Genomic DNA, 25,835 nt, shown 5'->3' with positions numbered 1-25,835 from the left:
GGGGGGTCCTCTCATGAAAGGGGGCGGCCCCCAGTGCGGGTGGGGGCCGCCCGTGAAGAGGTGCCGGCCTATTCCAGGAGCTCCGCGTACGAGCCCATGGCCAGCGCGATGTCCGCCTGGGCCCAGAAGCGGTGGTACGTGAAGACCGGCGCGGCGCCGCCCTTCAGATACGCCTCGATCTTCGACCAGGCCGGGTCGCTCTTGTAGAAGGACCTGAGCGAGGCGAAGGTGGACGAAGAGCTGATCGAGTCGCCGTTCGGCATGGTGCCGGTCCAGCCGCTCGGCACGTACACGCTGTCGTCGAACCGGCTGTAGTCGGTGCGGGTTTCGGGGACGGCGATACCGAGGCTGTCCTGGTAGTGGTCCCACATGCCGTCCAGCAGCGCCTTCGCCGTGGACTTGGCGGTGGCGTCACCGGACTTGGCGGCGTAGTACGTCAGGGTCTTGGCGTACGCGGCGGCCACGCCGACGTCGTCGGTGTAGTCGGCGACGGTGACGTGCAGTCCGCTGTTGGAACCGGGACTCGAGGCGTTCCAGGTGTCGGGCTGGCCCGACCACTGGAGGGTCGAGGGGATCCGGTAGGTGCCGTCCGGGTTGATCGTGGTCTTGGACAGCGCCCACTTCACCCACTTGTCGAGGACCGCCTTGGCCGTGGCGTTCCCGGTCTGCTGGTAGTACTCGGCGACCCGCTCCATCGACCACGCCTGGAACCCGAACCACTGGTTGGAGGGCGGGTCGTGGTAGACGGGCTGCCAGTCGTAGTACATGCCGTAGAAGGTGGAGGTGCCGGCCGGCGGGGTGGCGTACCGGCCCTGCCAGCTGTTGGTCGCGCCGCCCGCGATCGCACCCTCGGACGACTGGAGCCACTGGTAGAACTCCAGCTGGCGCTTGAGCGACGTGGACCAGTCGGTCGCACCCGTGGCCGACTTGGGCTTCAGGTCGGTGTTGGAACTGAGCGCGTACGCGGCGAGCGGGTTCTGGTAGCCGCCGTGGACATGGCTGGAGCCGATCCGCCAGGCCCAGCCTGCGCTGGTGTCGGTCGCGCCGCCCCAGGCGTAGTACCAGGACAGCAGGTAGTGCGAGGCGTCCTTGCCGGTGCCGGCCGGGCAGGCCGACGGACCGGCACAGTTGCCGATCTTCTTGAAATACTTGTCGTACATCGCGTAGCGCAGGTAGTCGCCCATCTTGGCCGCCTTGGCGACCGTCCCAGAGACGTCCGCGCCCTTGCCCTGCTGCTTGGCCCACACGTCGGCCCAGTACGCGGCCTGCACCGCGCGTGAGTCCGCGTCCGGGGCGTCGGTGTACTTCCACTGCTTGGCGTAGGAGGAGTCGCCGGTGAACAGGTCCAGATAGCCGTTCCTGCCGCCGTACTTGAAGGCGTCGCAGGTCGGCTGCGGGACCGTCTCCCAGACGGACTCCTGCGGGCCGCGCTGGAAGGTGTTGATGTAGGACGGTCCGGTGGCCGTCGGGCCCGCCTCGCACTTGCCGGGCTCGTTGCCGTAGCCGTAGACGTTGTCCACGTCCTGGATCCAGTGCATGCCGTAGACGTCGTCCGTGCCGTACGCGCTCTTCAGTTCACCGGCGATCGGGTCGGAGCCCACCGACACCGACGTGTCCAGCTTCGCCGGATACTCGTTCGGCGTGTCGTACTCGGGTGCGTACGTCGCCGGCTTGGAGGCGGTGTAGAAGGAGTTCGTCGGCTGGTCGGCGTGCGTGGGGATCATGTACTTCTCCATGATCTCCCAGGCGCCGTTGAACTTCGACCAGTCGCCGGTGACCTTGCCGTACATCGCCTGCAGCCAGAGCAGGTAGCTGTACGCCTCGGACGTGGTCTCGTGGCCGTGGTCCGGGGCCTCGACGATCAGCGTCTCCACCGAGTGGTACGGGATGCCCTCGGGGGAGAAGTAGCCGTTCGCCGGGTTGGTGATCTTCCCGTACAGGTCCAGGAAGCGGGCGTCGTACGCCTTCGCGGCGGGCAGCTCCGTGACCGTGACCGTCGCCTTGGTGTGGCCGGTGGCCGACGCGGTGAAGGTGGCGCTGCCGGTGCCGGAGGAGTCCGCCGTGATGGTCACGTTCTGCGCGGTGTTCCAGTTCGACGGGGTGAAGGTCAGCGAGGAGCCGCCCGTCACGGACAGGCCGGTGTTGCCGTCCGTGCGGGCCGTGCTCACCGTCACGTTCGCGCTCGGCTGGGTCGACAGCTTCACCGAGAACGTGCCCGTCTTGCCCTGCTGGACGCCGAGCTGCGTCGGCGAGGCGACCACGGCCGGACCGGAGGCGACGGTGATGCCGACCGGTGTGGACGCGGCGGACGCGCCGAGGCTGTCGTACGCCTTTGCCACCAGGGAATGACTGCCCGCCGCCAGGCTGGAGACCGAGAGCGAGTACGGCGCGCTCGTGTCCGTGCCCAGCAGCGTGGTGTCGTCGTAGAACTCCACCTTGCTGATGGTCGCGTTGTCGGCCGCCGCAGCGGTCGCCGCGAGCGGTACCGCGGTCCCCTGCGTGTAGACCGCGCCCGCGCTCGGGCTGGTCAGCACGGTCACCGGCGGCTGGTGGGCGCCGGCGCAGGTGGTGCCGTCGACCGCGAAGGAGGTGGGGGCGGTGTTGGTGCCGCTGTAGGTGAACTGCCCGCCGGTGGAGACGGCGGCGCCCGCGGCGATGGTGGCGTTGTAGGAGGCGTTCTTCACGGTGACCGTCTGGCCGGACTGGGACCAGGTGCCGTTCCAGCCGTTGGACAGCTTCTGGTTGCCCGTGTAGGCGTACGTCAGCGTCCAGCCGTTGATGGTGTCCGTGCCACGGTTGGTGATGGTGAGGTCGGCGGTGAAGCCGGAACCCCAGTCGTTGGTCTTGTAGTCGACGCTGCACTGCACGGACGCCGCGTGCGCGGCCGGGGTGCCGGTGGCGAGCATAGAGAGCGGCAGGGCGAACACGGCGGCCGCCGCGGTCCACAGCCGCCGCACGGCTCTGCCTCTGCGTCCGGGATCCATGTGCTGGTTCCTCCTTGCGGGCTTACGGCTCGGGAGAAGTCAAGGCTTGAACCAGTGGGAGCGCTCCCATAGTGGGGACGAGGTAAGGGGCGGTCAAGATGCTTGAAGAGTCGAAAAGATTCGACGGATCCGGTTGAGGAAAGTCAAGCAATTCCCCTGGGCATTCCGGCCCCTTGGCGCTACCTTCACTCGCACCAGTGGGAGCGATTCCGTTCAGTCGACGCGTCCGTCACGGCGCGCCACACTGCAAGGAGTCGCTCATGCGACACCCCCCGCGTTCAGTACTTTTAGCCGCCGCCGGTGCGGTCGCGCTCGTGACGAGCGTGCTCGTCCCGGTGGTCTCGGCCCAGGGGGCCACCCCCGCGTGCACGGTGGAGTACGCCGTCACCAGCCAGTGGGACAGTGGCTTCCAGGGATCGGTGAAGATCACCAACAACCAGGCCGCGCTCAGCGGTTGGAAGCTCACCTTCGACCTCGCCGGCGGCCAGAAGGTCTCCCAGGGCTGGAACGCCAAGTGGTCCCAGTCCGGCACCACCGTGACCGCGGCCAACGAGAGCTGGAACGGCACGCTCGGCAGCGGCGCGAGCGTCAGTGCCGGATTCCTCGCCTCCTGGTCGGGGAGCAACAGCGCGCCGTCCGTGTTCAAGCTCAACGGCACGAGGTGCAACGAGGATTCCGACCCGACGACCCCGCCGCCGACGACACCACCCCCGTCCGACGGCACCGCGCCCGCCCTGCGCGTCGTCGGCAACAAGCTCGTGGACTCGGGCGGCACCACCCGCCGCCTGCTCGGCGTCAACCGGTCCGGCGGCGAGTTCATGTGCGTGCAGGGCTACGGCATCTGGGACGGCCCGGTGGACGACGCGGCGATCAAGGCGATCGCCGACTGGAAGGCGAACACGGTCCGCATCCCGCTCAACGAGGAATGCTGGCTCGGCCTGTCCAACATCAAGCCCGAGTACGGCGGCGCCGGCTACATCTCCGCCGTCAAGGACCTGGTGGCCCGGGTCGAGGCACACGGCATGACCCCGGTCCTCGAACTGCACTGGTCCTACGGCCGGTACACCGGTAACTCGGCCGGCTGCTCCGACGTGCACGCCACCTGCCAGAAGCCGATGCCCGACATGCAGTACACCCCGTCGTTCTGGGCGTCGGTGGCCGGCACCTTCAAGGACGACCAGGCCGCCGTGTTCGACCTCTTCAACGAGCCGTACCCGGACCGGGCGACCTCCAGTGTCACGGACGCCTGGAAGTGCTGGCGGGACGGGGGCACCTGCCCCGGGATCTCCTACGAGGTCGCCGGCATGCAGGACCTGGTCGACGCCATCCGCGGTACCGGCGCGAAGAACGTCATCATGGCCGGCGGGCCGGCGTACTCCAACGACCTCAGCCAGTGGCTGACGTACAAGCCCACCGACCCGGCCGGCAATCTCGCCGCCGCCTACCACGTCTACAACTTCAACACCTGCTCTAGCGAGAGCTGCTGGAACTCCACCCTCGCCCCGGTGGCCGCCCAAGTCCCTCTGGTGGCCGGGGAGATCGGCGAGAACACCTGCTCCCACGGGTTCGTGGACCAGGTCATGAAGTGGTTCGACGACCGGAACCTGTCCTACCTGGGCTGGACCTGGAACACCTGGGACTGCTCCTCCGGTCCGTCCCTCATCTCCGCCTACGACGGCACGCCCACCGCGTACGGCATCGGGCTGCGTGACCACCTGCGCGCCCTCAACCCGTAGATCCCACGGAACACCGAAGGAACCCGCACTCATGAGTCGTACCCGTACAACCTTGCTGGTAGCGCTGGGGCTCCTCGCCGGAGCCTCCGGAACGGCGTTCGCGGCCCTGCCGTCCGGCTCCGGCGCATCCGCCGCCGCCGTGCCCTGCGCCGTCGACTACAAGATCCAGAGCCAGTGGGACACCGGCTTCACCGCCGCCGTGACCATCACCAACAACGGCGCCGCCAAGTCGAGCTGGGCGCTGAAGTGGACGTACGGCGGCACCCAGAAGGTCACCAGCGGCTGGAACGCGAAGATCACCCAGAGCGGTACCGCGGTCACCGCCGCCAACGAGAGCTACAACGGCACGCTGGCGACCGGCGGCACGGTCAGCTTCGGCTTCAACGGCTCCTGGAGCGGAACCAACTCCGTCCCCGCCACCTTCACGCTCGACGGCGTCACCTGCAACGTCGACGGCGGCACCGGTGGCAGCACCGGTGGAGACACAGGCGGCAGCACTGGTGGCAGCACCGGCGGCGGAGGCGGTGGCGACACCGGCAGCCGCGTCGACAACCCCTACACCGGCGCCAAGGGCTACGTGAACCCCGAGTGGTCGGCCAAGGCCGCCGCCGAACCGGGCGGCAGCCGTGTCGCCAACCAGCCCACCGCGGTCTGGCTCGACCGGATCGCCGCCATCAACGGTGTCAACGGCGGCATGGGCCTGCGCGCCCACCTGGACGAGGCGCTGAAGCAGAAGGGCTCCGGCGAGCTGGTCGTCCAGCTGGTCATCTACGACCTGCCCGGCCGCGACTGCTCCGCCCTTGCCTCCAACGGCGAACTGGGGCCGGACGACATCGACAAGTACAAGACCCAGTACATCGACCCGATCGCGTCGATCCTCTCCGACGCCAAGTACGCGGGCCTGCGGATCGCCACCGTCATCGAGCCGGACTCGCTGCCCAACCTGGTCACCAACGCGGGCGGCACCGCCGGCAGCACCGACGCCTGCGCGACCATGAAGTCCAACGGCAACTACGAGAAGGGCGTCAGCTACGCCCTGGACAAGCTGGGCGCCGTCCCGAACGTCTACAACTACATCGACGCCGGCCACCACGCCTGGCTCGGCTGGGACTCCAACCTCGGACCCACCGTCCAGGAGTTCTACAAGGTCGCCACCACCAACGGCGCGAGCCCGAGCGACGTGACGGGCTTCATCGTCAACACCGCCAACTACAGCGCCACCAAGGAGCCGTACTTCAAGGTCACCGACAGTGTCAACGGGCAGACCGTGCGCCAGTCGAAGTGGGTCGACTGGAACCAGTACGTGGACGAGCAGTCCTTCGCCCAGGCGCTGCGCGACAAGCTGGTCGCGGCCGGGTTCAACAGCGGCATCGGCATGCTCGTCGACACCTCCCGCAACGGCTGGGGCGGCTCCGCCCGGCCCACCAAGTCCGGCCCGCTGACCTCCGTCGACGACTACGTCAACGGCAGCCGCGTCGACCGGCGCATCCACGCCGGCAACTGGTGCAACCAGAGCGGCGCCGGCCTCGGTGAACGGCCGACCGCGGCCCCGGCGGCCGGGATCGACGCCTACGTGTGGGTCAAGCCCCCGGGGGAGTCGGACGGAGCCAGCTCCGCCATCGACAACGACGAGGGCAAGGGCTTCGACCGGATGTGCGACCCGACCTACGGCGGCAACGCCCGCAACGGCAACAACCCCTCCGGCGCGCTGCCGAACGCACCGCTGGCCGGGCACTGGTTCTCCGCCCAGTTCCAGCAGCTGATGCAGAACGCCTACCCGGCGCTGCCGTAGCCGGCTGAGCATCCGCCGGGGTCAGGCCCGACCGGCCGGGCCCCGGCGGATCGCACGCTCCGCCGACGAGGCGGGACCGTGCCGGAACGCATCCTGCTTTTGCCGCATCGGCAACACCGCTGGCCTCCGCCCGGCGTGCCGTCGCACCCTGGCCGCATCCGGAAGAGAGGCTGACCACCATGGCGCACGACCACCACGAGCACCGGCACGGACACCAGCACGGCCACGGCCACGCGCACGGCACGGACATCGACTGGAACGAGCTGGGCCCCCTGCTGGAGTCGCAGGCGGAACTGTTCACCCCCGTCTACGAGCGGGCCATGGCGTGGCTCGCGAAAGAGGTGACCGAGCCCGGGCTGATCGTGGACGCGGGCAGCGGCCCGGGAGTCGTCTCCTGCCTGTTCGCCGAGGCGTTCCCCGGGGCCCGGGTCGTCGCCGTGGACGGCACCGCGCCGCTGCTGGAGCGCGCCCGCGCCCGGGCCGCCCGCCAGGGTGTCGCGGACCGCTTCGCCACCGTCGCCGGTGAACTGCCCGAGGTGCTGGACGAGTTGGACTACCCGGCCGACCTGCTGTGGGCCAGCCGCAGCCTGCACCACCTCGGCGACCAGCGGGCCGCGCTCGCCGCGTTCACCGAACGGATCGCTCCCGGCGGCACGCTGGCCCTCCTCGAAGGCGGCCTGCCCTCCCGCTTCCTGCCCCGGGACATCGGCATCGGCCGCCCCGGCCTGCAGGCCCGGATGGACGCGCTGGAGGAGGAGTGGTTCGCCCGGATGCGGGCCGACCTGCCGGGCTCCGTCGCCGAGACCGAGGACTGGCCCGCCCTGCTGAGCGCCGCCGGCCTCAAGCACAGCCGTACCCGCACCTTCCTGCTGGACCTGCCCGCCCCGGTCCCGGACCGGGCCCGCGCCTACGTCACCGCGCATCTGACCCGCCTGCGCGAGGGCATCGGGGACGCCCTGGACGCCGACGACCGCGCCACCCTCGACCGCCTGCTCGACCCGGCCGACCCGGCGAGCGTGCGGGTACGGCCGGATCTCTTCGTGCTGGGGGCGTACACCGTGTACACGGCGGTCCGTCCCGTGTAGCCCGGCCGGGCTCAGTTGTCGGCGATGAACTGCTTGGCCAGCCGGTCCCCGAGGGAGACCGCGGCGCTGTGGCTCTCGATGGGGGAGACCTTGGAGTTCTTGAAGAGGATGTAGGTCACGCCCGAGTCGGTGCCGCCGGTCTCCGGGTCGGGGTCGATGCCGAGCGCCTTGGCGGTGGCGTAGGACGCCTCACCGATGATCTTCGTGGGGCCGGTGTCGCCGACGACGGCGTACTCGACCTTGTTGTTGTAGACGACCGCGACCACACCGCCGCCCTGGATACCGGCGCCGGAGTAGTTCCAGATGCTGCTGGAGCTGGGCACGACGACGTAGGGCAGCGTCTCCGCCTTCAGCGGCTTGCCGTCGGACTGGTGGAAGGCGGTGTCGTCCTGGTACCAGGGGTCGCGGTCCTCGTTGCAGTTGGTGGTGCGCTGGCCGTCGCAGTCGATGTCCATGTCGGCCTTCCAGAACACCGCGCCGTTCTTGCCGCACACGGGGATCGTGGCCGACGTCTCGTCGTCGGTCCGGTACTTGCCGTTGGAGATCTGCGAACAGTTCGTCACCTTGGCGAGCAGGTCGGCCGCGCTGACCGTGCCCTCCTGTGCGGACCGGGGCGAGGCGGTGGCGGAGGCATGCGCGGGGAGGAGTCCGGCGGCGAGCAGGGCGGTGCCGGAGGCCGCGGCGAGGGTGAGGGTTCGAAGACGCACGGGGGAGGACCCTTCTGTTAGGAAAGTTTCCTTACCGAGTGTCGTCCACCGTGGCGTCACCGGCATGCCCTCGTCAAGCCTCGGGTTGCGATCGGCTGAAACCTGTGCGTATTGCGGTGAGTTCCCGCGCCAGTGAGACTGGTGAGGCGGGGCATGTCTCTGATATCCGGCATATGCGTCTGTTCCCGTCACCCGGGAGGCGAGGCTCATGTTCGTACGCACGGTGTACGCGACCGGCGATCCGGCGCTGCTCGACACGGCCCTTCGGTCGCTGAACAGCGAGGGACGGGACCTGCTGGAGGAACGCCCGGGGTATCGCGGCGCGGGCGTGTTCACGGACCGGCAGCTCGGCAAGATCCTCGCGGTGAGCTGGTGGGAGACGGAGGAGGGGCGGCGCAACAGCGACGAGGTGATGCGCGAGCGGCGGGGGGCGCTCCTGGAGCCGTTCGCGGGCACGGTGGCGGTCGCCAACTTCGAGGCGGCGGTGTTCCATCAGGTCAGACACCCGCAACAGGGCGGCGGACTGCGCGTCACCAGGCTGGAGTTCGACCCACGGGACACGGATCTGGTCATCGACACCTTCCGGGCCGCGGTGGTGCCGCGGGCCGAGTCGCTTCCCGGGCTCGCCCGGGCGTCCCTGCTGATCGACCGTGAGCGCGGCCGGGCCATGGCCGGCGTCATGTTCGTCGACGGCGCCTCCCTGGCCGCCTCGCGCGCGGCCATGGCGACCGTGCGCCACGAGGCGTCGGCGAAGGCGCACGTGGACGTGGTCGGTCTGGAGGAGTTCGAGGTGGTGTACGCGGACGTGCGCTTCGACTGAGCCGTCCCGGCCGCTCGGCCCGACCGCGCGGTGCACCGCCTTCGCGTGGCCGCGTGCGCGCCACCGGGTGCGGTCGACCACCATCGGCCTGTCCGCACCGTCGAACGCCATACGGCCGTGCGCCCCGCAGTCACGCGGGGAGCACGGCCGGGTCCGGTGGGGGTGAGCCCTGGCCGGGGTGTCAGCCCATGTCGAAGGTGGCCGGGTCGGGGCCCAGACGCCGGTCCTCGTTGAGCGCGCTGATCGCCGCGCGGTCCTCGTCGTCCAGGCTGAAGTCGAACACCTCGATGTTCTCCTTGATCCTGGCCGGCGTCACGGACTTCGGGATCACGATGTTGCCGAGCTGGAGGTGCCAGCGCAGCACGATCTGGGCCGGGGTGCGGTTGTGCTTCTGCGCGATCGCGACGACCGCCGGCACCTCCAGCAGACCCTTGCCCTGGCCGAGCGGCGACCACGCCTCCGTGGCGATGCCCTGCTCCGCGTGGAACGCGCGGGCGGCGTGCTGCTGGAGATGCGGGTGCAGCTCGATCTGGTTGACCGCCGGGATGACGGAGGTCTCCGAGAGCAGCCGCTCCAGGTGCTCGGGAAGGAAGTTGGACACGCCGATGGCGCGGGCACGGCCGTCGGCGAGCAGCTTCTCGAACGCCTTGTAGGTGTCGGTGTACTTGCCCCGGGACGGCAGGGGCCAGTGGATCAGGTACAGGTCGACGTAGTCGAGCCCCAGCTTCTCCAGCGACGCGTCGAAGGCGCGCAGCGTGGAGTCGTATCCCTGGTCGCTGTTCCAGAGCTTGGTGGTGACGAACACGTCCTCACGGGGCAGGCCGGAGGCGGCGATGGCCTTGCCGGTGCCCTCTTCGTTGCCGTAGATCGCAGCGGTGTCGATGCTGCGGTACCCGGCCTCCAGCGCCGTGGCGACGGCCCGCTCGGCCTCGTCGTCCGGCACCTGCCAGACGCCGAAGCCCAGCTGGGGCATCTTGACGCCGTTGTTGAGGATGATCGGGGGGACCTTGCTGCTCACGAGCCTCTTGATCCTTCTGTTGTCGACAGGTGTTTCTTCCATCGTCAACGATCACGGGCCACTTCGCATTCCTGAACCGGGAATCCCCGCCGGCTGACCGGCGAGTCAGTCTCCCTGAACCGAGAATGGCCGAAAACGCATCCTATGTTCTCGCTCCGGGCCCTTGACCGGCGCCCCGGCGGCTCTGTCAGGTCCGGTACAACGCCTCGACCTCGTTCGCGTACGCCTTCTCGATCGCCTTCCGCTTCAGCTTCAACGACGGTGTCAGCAGGCCGTGTTCCTCGGTGAACGGCTGGGCCAGGATGCGGAAGGTGCGGATCGACTCGGCCTGGGAGACGAGGGTGTTGGCGGCGACCACCGCCCGCCGCACCTCCGTCTCCAGGTCGGGGTCGCGGACCAGCTCGGCCGGGGTCATCCTCGGTTTGCCGCGCATCTGGAGCCAGTGTTCGACGGCCTCCTGGTCGAGGGTGACCAGGGCGGCGATGTAAGGGCGGTCGTTGCCGACCACGATGCACTGGTTGACCAGCGGATGCTCCCGGACCCGCTCCTCCAGCGCGCCCGGGGAGACGCTCTTGCCGCCGGAGGTCACCAGGATCTCCTTCTTGCGGCCGGTGATGGTCAGATAGCCGTCCTCGTCCAGGGCGCCCAGGTCACCGGTGGCCAGCCAGCCGTCGTGCAGGGTCTCGTCGGTGGCCTTCGGGTTGTTGAGGTAGCCCTGGAAGACGGTGCCGCCGCGCAGCCAGATCTCCCCGTCGTCCGCGATGTGCACGGTCACGCCCGGGATGGCCTGGCCCACGGTGCCGTAGCGGGTGCGCTCGGGCGGGTTGGCGGTCGCCGCCGCCGTCGACTCGGTCAGGCCGTAGCCCTCGTAGATCTGCACGCCCGCGCCCGCGAAGAACAGCCCCAGCCGGCGGTCCATCGCCGATCCGCCGGACATCGCGTTCCGGATGCGGCCGCCCATCGCGGCGCGGATCTTCGCGTACACGACCTTGTCGAAGAACTGGTGCTGCATGCGCAGCCCCGCCGACGGGCCCGGTCCGATGCCCCACGCCTTCGCCTCCACCGCCTCCGCGTACTTCACGGCGATGTCGATGGCCTTCTCGAACGGCCCCGACCTGCCCTCCCGCTCGGCCTTGCGGCGGGCCGCGTGGAACACCTTCTCGAAGATGTAGGGCACCGCGAGGATGAACGTCGGCCGGAAGGCGGCCAGATCGGGCAGCAGGGCGGCGGCGTTCAGCTGCGGCTGATGCCCGAAACGGACCCGGCCGCGGATCGCGGCGACCTCCACCATGCGCCCGAAGACGTGCGCCAGTGGCAGGAACAGCAGCGTGGACGCCTCGTCGCCCTTCTTCGAGTGGAACACCGGCTCCCACCGCCGGATCACGGTGTCCGCCTCGCACATGAAGTTGCCGTGGGAGATCACACAGCCCTTGGGGCGGCCGGTGGTGCCGGAGGTGTAGATGATCGTGGCGACCGAGTCCGGGGTGACCGCCTGCCGGTGCCGGTGCACCGTCTCGTCGTCCAGGTGCGCCCCCGCGTCGTACAGCTCCTGCACACAGCCGGCGTCCAGCTGCCACAGCCGGCGCAGCTGCGGCAGCCGGTCGATGACGGTGGCGATGGTCATCGCGTGGTCCTCGTGCTCCACGATCGCGGCGGACACCTCGGCGTCGTAGAGCATCCAGAAGCACTGTTCGGCCGACGAGGTGGGGTAGACGGGCACCACCTGAGCGCCGATGGTCCACAGGGCGAAGTCGAACAGGGTCCACTCGTAGCGGGTGCGGGACATGATCGCGACCCGGTCGCCGAACCGGATGCCGTGCGCGAGCAGGCCCTTGGCGAGGGCGAGGACCTCGTCGCGGAACTCGGCGGCGGTGACGTCCCGCCACTGTCCGGAGGCGTCCTTGCGGCCGAGCGCGATGTGCAGCGGGTCGGTCAGGGCATGGTCGAAGACGACGTCTGCCAGACCGCCCACCGGCGGCGGCGACGCCGGCGGAGGGTTGGTGAACTCGCGCAACCTCGCTCCCCGTCTCTTGCGCCTCGGTGTCGTTGGTCCACGCACCGCGCAGCGCGGTGAAAGCTACCCCACCCGGTCGGTGTGCGGGAGGGGGGCGGAAACCGAGCAAAATTCACGTTTGCCCTGGCCGGTGACCCTGAAATGCCCGCACAAGGGGAAGGGACGGACACAATACTTACGGGTCAGTAAGTTTCGGTACCGTAATCTCCACCGAATCTGTACGCGCCGATTACGGCAACCCCCCGCCCCTGGGGCGGCCCCGGAGCGCCCGCTCCGTGACCGCCCACAGCCGCCGTGACCCCGGCCCGCCGCTCAGCCGCGGGCCGCCACCGCCTCCTCCGGCACCGCACCGGGGGCCTCCGGGGGCGCCGGCCGGCCCGCCCGCCCGAGCAGCAGCACCAGGGCGCCCGCGACGATCCCGGCCAGGCCGGCCACCACCAGCGCGCCGTTCAGGCCCGAGGCGAACGCGGCCCGCAGGGTGTGCTCCGGGAAGCCGCCGCGCAGTGCCCCCGCACCGCCGCCGGCCAGCGCGTGCGCCGCTTCGCCCGGCAGGCGGCCGGTCATCCGCGAGGTGAGGACGGTGCCGAAGACGGCCACCCCGAGCGCGTACCCGAGCTGCCGCACCGTGTTCACGGCGCCGCCCGCCATCCCGGACCGCTCCGCCGGCACCGCCGCCAGCGCCGCCCCCGCAACCGTCGGCGCCACGAACCCGGTGCCGACCCCGACCAGCACGAACCCGGGCACCAGCGCCGTCCAGTCCGAGCCCGCGTCCAGCACCGCCTGGCACAGCGTGCCCGCGGCGATCAGCAGCAGCCCGCCGCCCACGGTCAGCCAGGCCGGCACCCCGTGCAGCAGCCGACCGACCAGCACCGCGACCACCATGGAGACCGCCGTCAACGGCAGCAGCGTGAGCCCGCCGCGCACCGGCGTCAGACCGAGCACCGTCTGCATCCATATCGACAGGTACGCCATTCCTCCGAACGCCACCGCGTTGAAGGCGAAGGAGCCCACCATCGCACCGACGAACGCCGGCCTGCGCAGCAGCGACAGGTCCAGCAGCGGATGCGCCGCCCGCCGCTCCGCCTGTACGAACACCACCAGGGCCAGCGCGGCCACCGCGAACGCGGTCAGCGTGGCCGGTGCCGTCCAGCCGTCCTCGCCGGCGCGCACGACGGCGTACGTCGCACCGCCCGCGAACACCGCGAAGGCCGCCGTGCCCGCCCAGTCGACGCTCATCCCGCGCGGCCCGCGCGACTCGGGAACCGCCCGCAGCGTCAGCCACACCGCCACGACGCTCACCGGCAGGTTCACGAAGAAGATCCACCGCCAGCCCGGGCCCGCGACGATCAGTCCGCCCAGTACCGGCCCGACCGCCGCCGCACCGCCGCTGACCGCGCCCCACACGCCGAGGGCGGCGGAGCGCTGCCGTCCCTGGTAGACGGAGCCCAGCAGCGGCAGAGTCGTCGCGAACATCGCCGCCCCGCCGATGCCCTGGAGCGCCCGCGCCGCCACCAGTGTCCCCGGCCCGGACGCCAGTCCGCACACCAGGCTGGCCACCGCGAAGAGCACCACACCCGCCACATGCACCCGGCGCCGCCCCAGGATGTCGGCCGCGGCCCCCACCCCCAGCAGCAGCGCGGCCAGCGCCAGCGCGTACCCGTCGACCACCCACTGAAGATCGCCCAGTGACGCGTGCAGCGCGTTCGCCATGTCCGGCAGCGCCACCACCACGATGGTCACGTCCAGCAGCAGCATGAACGTGCCCAGGCACACGGCCGTGAGCGTCCCCCATCTACGCATGTCCTCAACTCCCCTGTGTGAACGGGTGCGTATCGCTGCGTACGATGACCGCACGCCGGCCGATCGGACGTCCCGGAAGGCCGAAGGCGATCGAATCCGACGGGGGAGCGCATGCTGGAGATGGAATCCGACACCTTCGACCTGCTGGACCTCCAGCTGCTGTCCGCCCTGGAGATCGACGGCCGGGCCTCCTTCAGCCGGATCGCCGCCGCCCTCGGCGTCTCCGACCAGACGATCGCCCGCCGCTACCGCCGGCTGTGCGCCGAGGGCGGACTCCGGGTCGTCGTCCTCAGGGACGCCGTACGCCTCGGCCAGGACCAGTGGATGCTGCGGCTGCGCTGCGCACCCGACGGCGCGGCCGTCATCGCCGAGGCGCTCGCCCGGCGCCCCGACACCTACTGGATCGGGCTGGCCTCCGGCGGCACCGAGATCGCCTGCATCACCCGGCCGCGCAGCCCCGGCGAACACGACGACCTGCTCCTCGGCAAGCTGCCCCGCACCCCGAGCGTCGTCGAGATCCGCGCCCTCCAGCTCCTGCACCGCTTCTACGGCGGCCCGGTCGGCTGGCTGCCCAAGTTCCGGGCGCTCAGCGACGAGCAGATCGCCGCCCTGCGCCCCGACCCGCCCGAGCCCGGCCCGGCCCGCCTGGAGCCCGAGGACGCCCCGCTGCTCGCCGTCCTCGAACGCGACGGCCGCGCCACCTACCCCGAACTCCAGCGCGCCACCGGCCGCTCCGAGTCCGCGATCAAACGCCGCCTGGCCGCCCTGCTCGGCTCCGGCGCGGTGTACGTCGACATCGAGTACGACTCCGAGATCCTCGGCTACCCCAAGGCGGCCATCCTGTGGATCACCACGGCCCCGGGTGCACTGGACTCCGTCGGCCGGGCCCTGGCCACCCACGACGAGATCGCCTTCGCCTCCGCGACCGCCGGCCCCTCCCAGATCGTCGTCACCGCCGTCGTACGCGACACCGCGGCCCTGTACGCCTACCTGAGCGGCACCCTCGGACAGCTGGACGGGGTCCAGCACGTGGAGGCGACACCCTTCCTGCGCCGGGTCAAGCAGCTGACATACCGCCCGGTGCGCTGAGCGCCGGCGGGGGCTCAGCCGCCGCTGTGCCGCAGCCGTTCGCCGCCCGCCAGGATCGCCGCCGCCAGCGCGTGCGCGGCGCCCTCGGCCGGACCCCGGCGACGGCCGTGGACGAGGACGAAGTCGACCTTGCCCAGATCCGGCAGGCCCGCGCGGTCGGGCAGCCGGAACAGGCCCGGCGGGATCAGTCGCCGGGAGTGGGCCATCACCCCGAGGCCGGCGCGGGCCGCCGCGATGAGCCCGTTGAGGCTGCCGCTCGTGCACGCGATCCGCCACGGACGGCCCTGCCCCTCCAGGACCTCCAGCGCACGGGCCCGCGTGATGCCCGGCGGCGGGTACACGATCAGCGGCACGGGCCGGTCGGGATCCAGGCGCAGCCGCTCGGCGCCGATCCACACCAGGTCGTCCCGCCACACGAGCTCACCGCGCGGATCCTGGGGGCCCCGCTTGGCCAGCACCAGGTCGAGCTTTCCGGCGGCCAGCTGCTCGTGCAGGGTGCCGGACAGCTCCACCGTCAGCTCCAGGTCGACCTCCGGATGGTCGTGGCGGAAACGCTCAAGGATCTCCGGCAGCCGGGTCAGGACGAAGTCCTCCGAGGCGCCGAACCGCAGCCGGCCACGCACGCGCGTGCCGGTGAAGAACGCCGTGGCCTGCTCGTGCACCTCCAGGATCCGGCGGGCGAACCCCAGCATCGCCTCGCCGTCCTCGGTCAGCTCCACCGAATGGGTGTCCCGGGAGAACAGCTGCCGGCCGGCCGCGTCCTCCAGTCGCCGCACATGCTGGCTGACCGTGGACTGCCGCAGCCCCAGCCGCTGGGCGGCCTGCGTGAAGCTCAGCGTCTGGGCCACGGCCAGGAAGGTACGCAGGTGCGTGGGGTCGTACACGGCACCGAGCCTAGCGGTCATCGCGCAGCGTGATGACAGTCAGAGTGGTGTGCGGGATTCCCGATCAGCGGCCTGGGGAGGACGATGGAGGGGGGCCCTGCGGGCACCCGATCCGCCCCACCGGGCACCGCGAGAACCGCACGACACCCCCAGCAATCGGAGCACTGTGAAACGCCTTCGCCGGCCGAGCCGGATGCCGATCGACCCGTACATCGTGCTGCTGCTCGGCACGGTGGGCCTCGCCGCCCTGTTCCCCGCGCGGGACACCGCCGCGGATGTGGTCTCCGGCGCCTCCACGGCCGCGATCGCCTTCCTGTTCTTCCTGTACGGCGCCCGGCTCTCCACCCGCGAGGCGCTGGACGGACTGCGCCACTGGCGGCTCCACGTCACCGTGCTGGCCTGCACTTTCGTCATCTTCCCGGTCTTCGGGCTCGCCGCGCGCGGGCTGGTCCCGGTCCTGCTGACCCAGCCCCTCTACCAGGGCCTGCTCTTCCTGACGCTGGTGCCGTCCACGATCCAGTCGTCCATCGCCTTCACCTCCATCGCCCGCGGCAACGTGCCCGCCGCGATCTGCGCCGGGTCCTTCTCCTCCCTCGCCGGCATCGTCCTCACCCCGCTGCTCGCGGCGGGGCTGCTCGGCGGTGACGCGGTCGGCTTCTCCACGGACTCGCTGGTGAAGATCGTGCTCCAGCTGCTGGTGCCGTTCCTCGCCGGGCAGGTGGCCCGCCGCTGGATCGGGGCATTCATCACCCGGCACAAGAAGGTCCTCGGGCTGGTCGACCGCGGCTCCATCCTGCTGGTCGTCTACACCGCGTTCAGCGAGGGCATGAACCAGGGCATCTGGCACCAGATAAGCCCCGTACGGCTGGCCGGGCTGCTCGGTATCGAGGCCGTCCTGCTGGCCGTGATGCTGGCCCTGACCTGGTACGGCGCCAGGGCCCTCGGCTTCGGCCGGCAGGACCGGATCGCCATCCAGTTCGCCGGGTCGAAGAAGTCCCTGGCCTCCGGACTGCCCATGGCGAGCGTCCTCTTCGGCAGCCACGCCTCCCTGGCCGTCCTGCCGCTGATGCTCTTCCACCAGATGCAGCTGATGGTGTGCGCGGTCATCGCCAAGCGCCGGGCCCACGATCCCGAGGTGGCCGCGGACGGCCCCGACGAGTCAGCCGCGCACCCGGTTCAGGGGCAGCCACAGGACCGTGTCCTGCGGTGACCGCAGCACGTCCGGGTCCGCCAGCTCCTCGTCGCCGAGCGCCCGGTCCCAGACACGCACCTCGTCCAGCGCGCCGGTGAGGAAGGCACGGCTGTCCATGCGCTGACCGAGGTGGACGCCGAAGGGGGAGTTCCGGCTGACCGAGCCCGGCGGGCCGGCGACGGAGGACTCGGCACCGTCCACGGACAACGACAGCCGGCCGGCGCCCCTGCGCAGTACGGCGTGATGCCACTCGCCGTCGTTGTACGCGGTGGTCGTGCGCACGTACGCGGTCTGCGGCGGAGAGGCTCCGTTCCGCACGGTGATCAGACCCTGTACGCGGTTGTTCGCCGGCTCCCCGCGCAGCCACACCTGCGGCTGGCTGGTGCCGATCCCGCCCATCCACAGCAGCGGCTGCTCCCCGGCCGTCGCGCTGTACCGGAACCAGAGCGACACCGTGAAGTCCTTGCCGCCCAAGGGCAGGCCGGCGCGGTACGGCAGGCGTACGGCGTCGTCGGTGCCGTCGAACTCCAGCGCGCTCCCGGACACGCCGTCCGCCTCCTCCGGGTCGCCGAGCACCGCCGCCGGGCGGGCGCGCGGGGCGAGGTCCGTGGTGACCGGGTCGGGGCCGCGGCGCGGCGCGAGCCAGTCCTCGGTGAAGCGGGCGAAGCGGATCTCGTCGCGGGCGTCCACGGCACCGCCCTCGTACATCAGGCCGACCGTGCCGGAGTCGATGCGCACCAGGTCGGAGTAGCCGGACCAGTCCGTGGTGACGACCGTGCCGCGGTCCACACCGCCCCAGGTGCGGCCGCCGTCGTAGGAGGAGCGGATCATCATGGTCCGGCGCCGGTCGGGGTCGCCGGGGCAGGCGAGCAGGATGCGGTCGCCCAGGCGCAGCATCGAGCCCTGCACCTGCGGGGTGTACAGGTCCGGCAGGTCGCGGAAGGGCGCGGTGAAGGCGGTGCCGCCGTCGCGGCTGATGGCCTGGGCGCGGTGGCCGAGGTCGGTGCCGTCCTGCTCCCGGCCGCTGACCAGGACCGAACCGTCACCGCGCTCGGTGAGGGTCAGCTCGGAGGGCTTCTGCCGGAAGGTGCCGTCGGCGGCGATCGGCCAGGTGTCCGTGGCGCCGATCCGCCAGTGGCCGCCGTGGTCGTCGCTGACGATCAGCGCCGCGTGGTTGGCGGTGACCCGGCCGCCGTCCCAGGTCTCGGTGTTGACCCCGAAGACCAGGCGTCCCGCGTACCGGCCGTGGGTGAGCTGGATGCCGTGCACGGGCCCGGTCGCGTACCAGGAGTTCCAGTCGGCGGGCAGGATCTCGGGGCTCAGGTCGCGCGGCCGCGACCAGCTCCGGCCGTCGTCGTCGCTGTACTGGAGATGCGGGGTGCGATCGCAGGGGACCGAGCAGCTGGCGCTGTCCGTGCGGCCCGTGTTGTACGTCTGCGCGAGCCAGATCCGGCCGGTGGCGTGGTCCACGACCGGTGCCGGGTTGCCGTGGGTGTCGCCGGCGCCCTCGTCGACCACCTGCAAGGGGCCCCAGGTGCGCCCACCGTCGGTGGAGCGCTTCAGCACGATGTCGATGTCGGCCGCGTCCCCGCAGTTGAGGACCCGGCCCTCGGCGAACGCCAGCAGCGTGCCGTCGGCCGTTCGGACGATCGCCGGGATGCGGAAGCACGCATAGCCGGGGTCCTGGGCGGCCTTGAACAGCACCTGCTGCTCGAACTCGGGTGCCGAGTCCGCCGGCTGGGCAGATTCCGCTTGGGCAGAGACCGCTTGGGCGGCGGCCGGTTGGGCGGGGAGCGACGGTATGAGCAGACCGGCCGTGGTGAGGGCGGCGGTGACGAGTGCGGACCCGAGACGGGCGCGAAGACATGACGGCACGGTGCGACCTGCCCTTCGTCGGCCGGACATCGGGACATCCGGACATCCCACGTCCAACGTGGGTCTCATCGAAGGTAGTTGCGGGGTGCGCGCGTCACAAGAACCGTGCGGACACTTACGGGCGGAGGATCACCTTGCCGAGGTTCGCCCGGGTGGTGATCGCCTCGTGGGCCGCCGCCGCGTCCTCCAGCGCGAACTCCCCGTGCACCGCGGGCTTCAGGGTGCCCTCGGTGAACAGCCGCCACAGCTCCTGCCGCCACCGCTCGTACAGCTCGGGCCGGCCGCGGGCGATCAGGGCCATCTGGAAGCCGATCACCGATCTGGCCCCCACCAGCAGGTCGTACGCCTGGACCGTGCCGCCGCCCGAGCTGTACGCGACCAGCCGGCCGTGGGGGGCGAGCGCGGCGACGGCGGGGGTGAGCAGGTCGCCGCCTACGGCGTCCAGGACACAGTCGACCGGATCGCCCCAGCTCTCGTCGTCGTAGCGTATGCAGTCGTCCGCGCCCAGCGACCGGACGAAGTCCGCCTTGTCCGGCCCGGACACCGCCCCGACCACCCGCCCCGCACCCCGCGCCCGCGCCAGCTGCACCGCGAGATGCCCGACACCGCTCGCCGCCGCTGTGACGAGGACCGACTCTCCCCGCGCGAGCCGCGCCGCCTCCAGCGCCCCGAACGCCACCAGCCCGCTGCGCACCAGCGCGACCGCGGTCACCGCGTCCGCGCCGTCCGGTACCGGCGAGGCCATGGCCTCGTGCAGCACGGCGAAGTCGGCGTAGCCGTGCCCGAAGCACAGGCCGGTCACCCGGTCGCCGGCCCGGAAGCGGGTCACGCCCACGCCGGTCGCGACCACCTCGCCCGCGATCTCACCGCCGAGCGGCACCGGCTCCGCGGCCGCGGTGACCTTACGGACCACCGGCAGGGTGACGCCGACGGCCGCGCAGCGCACCAGCAGCTCCCCGGGGCCGGGCTCGGGGACGGGGGCCTCCTCCACGAACAATGGGCCGCCGGCGGACTCGTACCGGACACGACGCATCGCAACCTCCGCGCTCGATCGTTGGGAACACCCATGAAATCGTTGGGAGTCCCAACGGTAAGGGAAGACTCGTTGGGATGTCCAATGATTCTTCGGCTAGGCTGCCGCCCATGGCCGAAGCACCCCTGCCCGCGATCCGCTCCCTGCCCAGCTGGCTGCTCGGCCGGGCCGCGGCGCGGGGCCGTGCCCTGGTCGCCGACGCCCTCGCGGCCGAGGGGCTGAAGATGTGGCACCACGTCGTCCTCTCCGCCGTCCGCGACCTCGCCCCGGTCGCGCAGGCCGACCTCGGCCGCAGCGTGAGCCTCGATCCCAAGGACCTGGTCGGCGTCCTGAACGACCTCCAGTCCGCCGGCCTGGTCGACCGCGCCCCCGACCCCCGCGACCGGCGCAAGAACGCCGTCTCCCTCACCGACGCCGGCGCCCGGCTCCTCGTCCGCTGCGAGAAGGCCGCCCGCGAGGCCAACGACCGGCTGCTCGCCCCCCTGTCGGCGGCCGAACGCGATCAGTTCATGGGCCTGTTGATCCGGATTTCCGGCACGGACGGCTGACGGCGGCTAACGTTCCGTCATGACCGCAGCTCCCGTGTTCGACCCGCGGCGCACCGCGCTGATCCTCGTCGACCTGATGGACCGTGTCGTCGCGCTGCCTCTGCAACCCCGCAAAGGCGCCGAAGTCCTCGCGGCCGCCGAGGAACTGGCGCGCGCCTTCCGCCGCGCCGGTGCCCTGGTCGTGCTCGTGCGGGTGGAGCGCCCCACCGTCGCCGAACAGCCGCCCGGCAGCGCTCTGGTGGCCGGTCTGCTCCAGGACGGCGACCTGGAGGTGGTCAAGCGGACGCTGGGCGCCTTCCAGGGCACCGGGCTGGACGAGCGGCTGCGCGAACGCGGTGTCACCACGCTGGTGCTCGGCGGCATCGCCACCAACCTCGGCGTCGAGTCCACCGCCCGCGCCGCCGCCGACCTCGGCTACGACCTCGTCTTCGCCGAGGACACCATGGCCGCGTTCACCACCGCCGAGCACGAGGCAACCGTACGGCTCGACTTCCCGAGGCTGGGCACGGTGACGAGGTCGACGGACCTGACCTTCGGCTGACCGACTCCCTGCCCCGACGAGGGGCAAGGGCCCACCGACGTCCGCTGTCCCCGTACGTCGGCCGCGAAGAGAGCCGTAGGGGGCGCGCGCCGGTGCCGAGAGACGGAACGCGCGGAGGCGCGAAGCCCTGAGCGCGACCGGTCTCTCGACACCGGCTGAGGAGCCCCCGGAGGCGGACGAAGCGGAAGCAGGGGCCCGGTCAGCCCTGGGCGGCCGCCTCCCGCAGGGTGATCCGGTGCTCGCCCGCGTACACGTTCATCGAGTTGCCGCGCAGGAAGCCCACCAGGGTCAGGCCGGTCTCCGCGGCCAGGTCCACCGCCAGGGACGACGGCGCCGACACGGCCGCGAGCACGGGGACGCCCGCCATCACGGCCTTCTGCGCCAGTTCGAAGGAGGCCCGGCCGGAGACCATGAGGATCGTCCGGGACAGCGGCAGCGCGTCGCCCTGGAGCGCACGTCCGACCAGCTTGTCGACCGCGTTGTGCCGGCCCACGTCCTCCCGGGTGTCCAGCAGCTCGCCGTCCTCGGTGAACAGGGCCGCCGCGTGCAGACCGCCGGTGCGGTCGAACACCCGCTGGGCCGCGCGCAGCCGGTCGGGCAGGCTCGCCAGCAGCTCGGGGGTGATCCGGAGCGGGGGAGTGTCGGCGATCGGCCAGCGCGTGGTCGTACGGACCGCGTCCAGGCTGGCCTTGCCGCACAGCCCGCACGAGGAGGACGTGTAGACGTTCCGCTCCAGGGTGAAGTCGGGAAGGACGACGCCCGGCGCGGTCTTCACGTCGACCACGTTGTAGGTGTTGGAACCGTCCGCGGCCGCTCCCGCGCAGTAGACGATGTTCTGGAGGTCGGACGCCGTGGCCAGCACGCCCTCGCTCACCAGGAACCCCGCCGCCAGCGCGAAGTCGTCCCCGGGCGTGCGCATGGTGATCGCGAGCGGCTTGCCGTTCAGCCGGATCTCCAGGGGCTCCTCGGCGACGAGCGTGTCCGGCCGGGTGGAGACGGCCCCGTCCCGGATGCGGAGGACCTTGCGTCGTTCCGTGACTCGTCCCATGTCCTGATCAGCCCCGGTTCTGTACGTGCTGGTAGCCGAAACGGCCCTTGATGCAGAGGTTGCCGTGGGTCACCGGCTTGTCGTGCGGGGCGGTGACCTTCACGATCTCATTGTCCTGCACATGGAGGGTGAGCGTGCAGCCCGCTCCGCAGTACGCGCGGACCGTGGCCGTCCGCGTCTGCCGCGACTCGTCCCAGGCGCCGGCCGGCAAGGGTTCCGGCACAGCTCCACAGGGCGGCGCGGATACCCGGGCGTCCGACGGTCTGACGGGAGCCGACAATCGCGGCGCCCCATTCCTGTGGCTTCACCTGCCGTCGTACCCGCCGGTCACTGGCCAGACTGGTGGATCCCGCTATCAGGCAACCAAGGGATTCCCGGCATGAACGGCTCGCGCATCGCCGCCATCGGTCACTACCAGCCCGCCAAGGTGCTCACCAACGACGCCCTGGCGAGCATGGTCGACACCAGTGACGAGTGGATCCGCAGCCGCGTCGGCATCCGGACCCGGCACATCGCGGGCCCCGACGAGCCCGTCGACGAGCTGGCCGCGCACGCCGCGGCCAAGGCGCTCGCCGCGGCCGGCCTGACCCCCGGTGACATCGACCTGGTCCTCGTCGCGACCTCCACCGCGATCGACCGCTCCCCGAACACCGCCGCCCGGGTGGCGGCCCGGCTCGGCATCCCGCGGCCCGCCGCGATGGACGTCAACGTGGTGTGCGCCGGATTCACCCACGCCCTGGCCACCGCCGACCACACCGTCCGCGCCGGTGCGGCGACCCGCGCCCTGGTCATCGGCGCGGACAAGATGTCCGAGGTCACCGACTGGACCGACCGCACCACCTGCGTCCTCGTCGGCGACGGGGCCGGGGCAGCCGTCGTGACGGCGTGCCCGCCCGGAGAGGAGGCGGGGATCGGGCCGGTGCTGTGGGGTTCGGTGCCGGAGATGAAGCACGCCGTACGGATCGAGGGCACGCCGCCGCGGTTCGCGCAGGAGGGGCAGAGCGTCTACCGCTGGGCCACCACCCAGCTGCCCGCCATCGCCCGCCAGGCCTGCGCGAAGGCCGGGGTGGCGCCCGAGGAGCTCGCCGGGGTCGTGCTGCACCAGGCCAACCTGCGGATCATCGAGCCGCTGGCCGAGAAGCTCGGCGCCGTGAACGCGGTGATCGCCCGCGATGTCACCGAATCCGGCAACACCTCGGCCGCCAGCATTCCGCTCGCCTTCTCCAAACTGCTCGAACGGGGGGCGCTGCGCACCGGCGACCCGGTGCTGCTGTTCGGTTTCGGCGGCAACCTGTCGTACGCCGGACAGGTCGTGCGCTGCCCCTGATTCCGTGAGGGGCTCGCGCGGGCCTCGGCGGATTCCCGCCGGCTTCTGCGCGCACCCTGAATGGATCCTGTGCACCGTAGGCTGTGGACGAAAGACGATCGATACCGGGCGTCCAGCGTCTTCAGCGTTCAGCGGTGCCCAGGAGGGGGACCGCGATGTTGTCGGCCGGACTGCCGCAGGGAGCTGTGCCCAGGCTGGAACGGCCCGGACCGCTGCGTGAGCGCGTGTACGAGGCGCTGCTGGAACTCATCACCACCCGCGCCCTCCAGCCCGGCCAGCACCTCGTGGAGAGCGAACTCGCCGGGCACCTCGGCGTCTCCCGCCAGCCCGTGCGCGAGGCGCTCCAGCGGCTCAACACCGAAGGGTGGGTCGACCTGCGGCCCGCCCAGGGCGCGTTCGTGCACGAGCCGACCGAGGAGGAGGCCGACCAGCTGCTCACGGTCCGCACCCTGCTGGAGGCGGAGGCGGCCCGGCTGGCCGCCGCGCACGCGGACGGCGCCGGCATCGCCGCCCTCGAGGAGCTGTGCGCCGAGGGTGAGAAGGCGGTGGCGGCCGCAGACGTGGACGGCGCGGTCGCCCTCAACGCGGCCTTCCACGCCAAGGTGATGGAGCTGGCCGGCAACACGGTCCTCGGCGAACTCGCCGCCCAGGTCGACCGGCGGGTCCGCTGGTACCACACGCCCGTGGCCCGGCACGGCCGGCAGTCGTGGATCGAACACCGCGAGCTGATCGGCGCGATCGCCGCCCGGGACGAACAGCGCGCCACCGACCTGATGCGTGAGCACACCGAGCACACCCGGCGGTCGCACCACGAGCGGAACACCGCCTGACCGGCTGCCGTCAGACGCCGGCCGGTCGCCGCAGCGCGGGCGCCGTCGTGCACCACCGCGCCTCCACCGCCAGCATGCCCGTCAACAGGGCCACCAGCAGCAGCAGTTCGGCGTAGGCGGGGAGACGGGTGGCCGGCAGCGCCGTCAGCAGGGCGAGTGCGGAGGCGGCGGCGCGGTAGCGGACCGGGCGCAGCCCCAGGGCCTTCCGGAAGAAGGCGTCGCCCGCCAGGAACAGGGCCACCCCGCCCGCCAGGGCCAGGGCCGGGCCCCAGCGCGGGTGGTCGCCGAGGTGGCCGACCGTCTTCTTCACACCGGCGGCCAGATAGGCGATGCCCAGCAGCATCGGCAGGAAAGCGTAGTAGTAGGCGTTCATCGCCAGCCGCCAACGCCGCGGAGCCGGCGTGCCGCGGAACACGGCCTCCGCGGCCTCCTCGTCCCGCACGAAGTACGTCCACCACAGCGCGACCGTGACGGCGAGCGCGAGGAACGCACCCGCCACCGGGCCCGGGGTGAGCGGCAGATCACCGATGCCGACCCCGATGGAGATCACCGACTCGCCGAACGCGATGATCAGCAGCAGCCCGTGCCGCTCCACGAAGTGCGCCGGGTCGAGGGCGCCCAACTGCACCCGGAGCGTCGCAGCGCTGCGCCCGTCCTTGCGGCCCGGGCCGTGCTCGGCGACGAACGGCGTCACGAACTGGAGGGCGATCGCGAGCAGCCACAGCCCGTCCGCCGCAAGGCCGCTGGTGGTGCCCGCGGCCGTCACGGAGAGGGCGGCCAACGCGTTCGGCACCCCGTACCAGACGGAGTCCCGGCCGTGGCTGCGCGTGTACAGCGCCGTGTGCACGACCACCACGAGCAGGAAACCCAGTCCGAAGACCACGCCGGTGTCCTCGAACACGCGGGGGATCGCCAGCGCGCACACCAGGAACGCGGTCATGCCGAGCATCAGCAGCAGCCGCCGCGAGGGGCGGTCGGGCGGCACCTGGTTGGTGAGGTAGGCGTAGGCGCCGTACATCCAGAACAGGACGACGAGGATCAGCGCCACCCGGCCGGCCGTGGCGAACGACAGGTCGTGCGCCAGCAGCACGGTGAGCTGGGTCAGGGTGAAGACGAAGACCAGGTCGAAGAAGAGTTCCAGGGTGGTGACCCGGCGTCCCGGCTCCTCGGCCGGTCCCCCCGGGGGCGTGATGTCCTTGTCCATGCGGTGTTCCCCCTCCATGATCGGTGAGCCGATCGTAGAGGGGGAACACCTGCCCGGTCGCAAGGAGTTGGCGTCGGCCGCCAGGAGGCCGGCTGCGGCTCGGTGACCGCTGCCGCCGTTGTGCGAACCTCCCGCACCCGCAGTCCCGCCCCGACCGTGCCAAGGAACTCACCGACCAGGTGGTCGAGGCCGTCGACCGGGGTGCCGTACCGCCGTGCCGGGGCCGACCATGCCGTGATCCTCTACGTACCGTAGGCGCGATCTCGCAGACTGTATATCGTCGGCAATCCACGGCGGCCCGGCGCCCC

At 71.4% G+C, this 25,835-nt stretch carries 20 protein-coding genes and 1 pseudogene; 10 read left to right on the top strand and 11 right to left on the bottom strand.

Annotated elements, in window-relative coordinates:
* Positions 1–68 precede the first annotated feature (68 nt).
* Entirely contained in the window at positions 69–2,984 is a 2,916-nt protein-coding gene (locus ACZ7DL_RS22225) for a glycoside hydrolase family 48 protein (protein WP_470776229.1), read from the bottom strand.
* Between the two features lie 260 nt (positions 2,985–3,244).
* Here ACZ7DL_RS22225 and ACZ7DL_RS22220 point away from each other — a divergent pair, with 260 nt between their 5' ends.
* The 3 genes from ACZ7DL_RS22220 (at position 3,245) to ACZ7DL_RS22210 (ending at position 7,597) form a co-directional block, all read left to right on the top strand.
* The gene (locus ACZ7DL_RS22220; protein ID WP_470776227.1) at positions 3,245–4,720 is read left to right on the top strand and encodes a cellulase family glycosylhydrolase; all 1,476 of its coding nucleotides are present in this window, start codon (positions 3,245–3,247) and stop codon (positions 4,718–4,720) included.
* Positions 4,721–4,751: 31 nt separating this feature from the next.
* Entirely contained in the window at positions 4,752–6,512 is a 1,761-nt protein-coding gene (locus ACZ7DL_RS22215; RefSeq protein ID WP_470776225.1) for a glycoside hydrolase family 6 protein, read from the top strand.
* Positions 6,513–6,691: 179 nt separating this feature from the next.
* Positions 6,692–7,597: a class I SAM-dependent methyltransferase gene (locus ACZ7DL_RS22210; protein WP_470776224.1), complete on the top strand. Its 906-nt coding sequence runs from the start codon at positions 6,692–6,694 to the stop codon at positions 7,595–7,597.
* An 11-nt stretch (positions 7,598–7,608) separates the two neighbouring features.
* On the opposite strand, the gene ACZ7DL_RS22205 is transcribed toward ACZ7DL_RS22210, so the two are convergent.
* Complete coding sequence (locus ACZ7DL_RS22205) at positions 7,609–8,304, bottom strand: glycoside hydrolase family 75 protein (protein ID WP_470776222.1); 696 nt, start codon at positions 8,302–8,304, stop codon at positions 7,609–7,611.
* Between the two features lie 208 nt (positions 8,305–8,512).
* Between ACZ7DL_RS22205 and ACZ7DL_RS22200 the strand changes: the two genes are divergently transcribed.
* The gene (locus ACZ7DL_RS22200) at positions 8,513–9,124 is read left to right on the top strand and encodes a hypothetical protein (protein WP_470776220.1); all 612 of its coding nucleotides are present in this window, start codon (positions 8,513–8,515) and stop codon (positions 9,122–9,124) included.
* 181 nt (positions 9,125–9,305) lie between these two features.
* Here ACZ7DL_RS22200 and ACZ7DL_RS22195 read toward each other — a convergent pair whose 3' ends face one another.
* The 3 genes from ACZ7DL_RS22195 to ACZ7DL_RS22185 form a co-directional block, all read right to left on the bottom strand.
* Positions 9,306–10,142, bottom strand: a complete 837-nt coding sequence (locus tag ACZ7DL_RS22195) for an aldo/keto reductase (RefSeq protein ID WP_470776218.1) — start codon at positions 10,140–10,142, stop codon at positions 9,306–9,308.
* A 187-nt stretch (positions 10,143–10,329) separates the two neighbouring features.
* The gene (locus ACZ7DL_RS22190; RefSeq protein ID WP_470776216.1) at positions 10,330–12,156 is read right to left on the bottom strand and encodes an AMP-dependent synthetase/ligase; all 1,827 of its coding nucleotides are present in this window, start codon (positions 12,154–12,156) and stop codon (positions 10,330–10,332) included.
* A 312-nt stretch (positions 12,157–12,468) separates the two neighbouring features.
* Positions 12,469–13,956, bottom strand: coding sequence for an MFS transporter (locus ACZ7DL_RS22185; protein ID WP_470776214.1), 1,488 nt, complete (start codon positions 13,954–13,956; stop codon positions 12,469–12,471).
* Between the two features lie 111 nt (positions 13,957–14,067).
* Here ACZ7DL_RS22185 and ACZ7DL_RS22180 point away from each other — a divergent pair, with 111 nt between their 5' ends.
* The gene (locus ACZ7DL_RS22180) at positions 14,068–15,045 is read left to right on the top strand and encodes an Lrp/AsnC family transcriptional regulator (protein ID WP_470776212.1); all 978 of its coding nucleotides are present in this window, start codon (positions 14,068–14,070) and stop codon (positions 15,043–15,045) included.
* 14 nt (positions 15,046–15,059) lie between these two features.
* On the opposite strand, the gene ACZ7DL_RS22175 is transcribed toward ACZ7DL_RS22180, so the two are convergent.
* A complete protein-coding gene (locus ACZ7DL_RS22175; protein ID WP_470776210.1) occupies positions 15,060–15,929 on the bottom strand; it encodes a LysR substrate-binding domain-containing protein in 870 nt (289 codons plus the stop codon).
* Between the two features lie 166 nt (positions 15,930–16,095).
* On the opposite strand from ACZ7DL_RS22175, the gene ACZ7DL_RS22170 reads away from it, so the two are divergent.
* Positions 16,096–17,139 (top strand): bile acid:sodium symporter family protein, encoded by a 1,044-nt coding sequence (locus tag ACZ7DL_RS22170; RefSeq protein ID WP_470776209.1) that lies wholly within the window; start codon positions 16,096–16,098, stop codon positions 17,137–17,139.
* Here the strand turns inward: ACZ7DL_RS22170 and ACZ7DL_RS22165 are convergent.
* Positions 17,089–18,996, bottom strand: a complete 1,908-nt coding sequence (locus ACZ7DL_RS22165) for an exo-alpha-sialidase (RefSeq protein WP_470776207.1) — start codon at positions 18,994–18,996, stop codon at positions 17,089–17,091. The two genes, ACZ7DL_RS22170 and ACZ7DL_RS22165, sit on opposite strands and share 51 nt — an antisense overlap.
* Before the next feature lie 115 nt (positions 18,997–19,111).
* Positions 19,112–20,029, bottom strand: a complete 918-nt coding sequence (locus ACZ7DL_RS22160) for a quinone oxidoreductase family protein (RefSeq protein WP_470776205.1) — start codon at positions 20,027–20,029, stop codon at positions 19,112–19,114.
* A gap of 110 nt (positions 20,030–20,139) precedes the next feature.
* Here ACZ7DL_RS22160 and ACZ7DL_RS22155 point away from each other — a divergent pair, with 110 nt between their 5' ends.
* Both ACZ7DL_RS22155 and ACZ7DL_RS22150 read left to right on the top strand, forming a co-directional pair.
* Positions 20,140–20,577: a MarR family winged helix-turn-helix transcriptional regulator gene (locus ACZ7DL_RS22155; protein WP_470776203.1), complete on the top strand. Its 438-nt coding sequence runs from the start codon at positions 20,140–20,142 to the stop codon at positions 20,575–20,577.
* A 19-nt stretch (positions 20,578–20,596) separates the two neighbouring features.
* Positions 20,597–21,118 (top strand): isochorismatase family protein, encoded by a 522-nt coding sequence (locus tag ACZ7DL_RS22150; RefSeq protein WP_470776201.1) that lies wholly within the window; start codon positions 20,597–20,599, stop codon positions 21,116–21,118.
* 199 nt (positions 21,119–21,317) lie between these two features.
* Here ACZ7DL_RS22150 and fdhD read toward each other — a convergent pair whose 3' ends face one another.
* Complete coding sequence (fdhD, locus tag ACZ7DL_RS22145) at positions 21,318–22,166, bottom strand: formate dehydrogenase accessory sulfurtransferase FdhD (RefSeq protein ID WP_470776200.1); 849 nt, start codon at positions 22,164–22,166, stop codon at positions 21,318–21,320.
* Between the two features lie 7 nt (positions 22,167–22,173).
* A pseudogene (locus tag ACZ7DL_RS22140) lies at positions 22,174–22,371 on the bottom strand (2Fe-2S iron-sulfur cluster-binding protein); the annotation flags it as partial.
* A gap of 174 nt (positions 22,372–22,545) precedes the next feature.
* Between ACZ7DL_RS22140 and ACZ7DL_RS22135 the strand changes: the two are divergent.
* Positions 22,546–23,493 (top strand): beta-ketoacyl-ACP synthase III, encoded by a 948-nt coding sequence (locus ACZ7DL_RS22135; RefSeq protein WP_470776198.1) that lies wholly within the window; start codon positions 22,546–22,548, stop codon positions 23,491–23,493.
* 155 nt (positions 23,494–23,648) lie between these two features.
* On the top strand, positions 23,649–24,323 hold the full coding sequence (locus ACZ7DL_RS22130; protein ID WP_470776197.1) for a GntR family transcriptional regulator: 675 nt from the start codon (positions 23,649–23,651) through the stop codon (positions 24,321–24,323).
* Between the two features lie 10 nt (positions 24,324–24,333).
* On the opposite strand, the gene ACZ7DL_RS22125 is transcribed toward ACZ7DL_RS22130, so the two are convergent.
* Positions 24,334–25,527 (bottom strand): low temperature requirement protein A, encoded by a 1,194-nt coding sequence (locus tag ACZ7DL_RS22125; protein ID WP_470776195.1) that lies wholly within the window; start codon positions 25,525–25,527, stop codon positions 24,334–24,336.
* Positions 25,528–25,835: the final 308 nt, after the last annotated feature.

The organism is Streptomyces sp. NPDC036984 (assembly GCF_055607665.1).
Note: the sequence above shows the minus strand (reverse complement) of the source record. Positions and strands in the feature narration are given on the sequence as shown.

Bases quoted from the DNA above. Each gene is read 5' to 3' on its own strand.
- ACZ7DL_RS22225 (WP_470776229.1), bottom strand. From the start codon at position 2,984: ATGGATCCCGGACGCAGAGGCAGAGCCGTGCGGCGGCTGTGGACCGCG.
- ACZ7DL_RS22220 (WP_470776227.1), top strand. From the start codon at position 3,245: ATGCGACACCCCCCGCGTTCAGTACTTTTAGCCGCCGCCGGTGCGGTC.
- ACZ7DL_RS22215 (WP_470776225.1), top strand. From the start codon at position 4,752: ATGAGTCGTACCCGTACAACCTTGCTGGTAGCGCTGGGGCTCCTCGCC.
- ACZ7DL_RS22210 (WP_470776224.1), top strand. From the start codon at position 6,692: ATGGCGCACGACCACCACGAGCACCGGCACGGACACCAGCACGGCCAC.
- ACZ7DL_RS22200 (WP_470776220.1), top strand. From the start codon at position 8,513: ATGTTCGTACGCACGGTGTACGCGACCGGCGATCCGGCGCTGCTCGAC.
- ACZ7DL_RS22185 (WP_470776214.1), bottom strand. From the start codon at position 13,956: ATGCGTAGATGGGGGACGCTCACGGCCGTGTGCCTGGGCACGTTCATG.
- ACZ7DL_RS22180 (WP_470776212.1), top strand. From the start codon at position 14,068: ATGCTGGAGATGGAATCCGACACCTTCGACCTGCTGGACCTCCAGCTG.
- ACZ7DL_RS22160 (WP_470776205.1), bottom strand. From the start codon at position 20,029: ATGCGTCGTGTCCGGTACGAGTCCGCCGGCGGCCCATTGTTCGTGGAG.
- ACZ7DL_RS22155 (WP_470776203.1), top strand. From the start codon at position 20,140: ATGGCCGAAGCACCCCTGCCCGCGATCCGCTCCCTGCCCAGCTGGCTG.
- ACZ7DL_RS22150 (WP_470776201.1), top strand. From the start codon at position 20,597: ATGACCGCAGCTCCCGTGTTCGACCCGCGGCGCACCGCGCTGATCCTC.
- fdhD (WP_470776200.1), bottom strand. From the start codon at position 22,166: ATGGGACGAGTCACGGAACGACGCAAGGTCCTCCGCATCCGGGACGGG.
- ACZ7DL_RS22135 (WP_470776198.1), top strand. From the start codon at position 22,546: ATGAACGGCTCGCGCATCGCCGCCATCGGTCACTACCAGCCCGCCAAG.
- ACZ7DL_RS22130 (WP_470776197.1), top strand. From the start codon at position 23,649: ATGTTGTCGGCCGGACTGCCGCAGGGAGCTGTGCCCAGGCTGGAACGG.
- ACZ7DL_RS22125 (WP_470776195.1), bottom strand. From the start codon at position 25,527: ATGGACAAGGACATCACGCCCCCGGGGGGACCGGCCGAGGAGCCGGGA.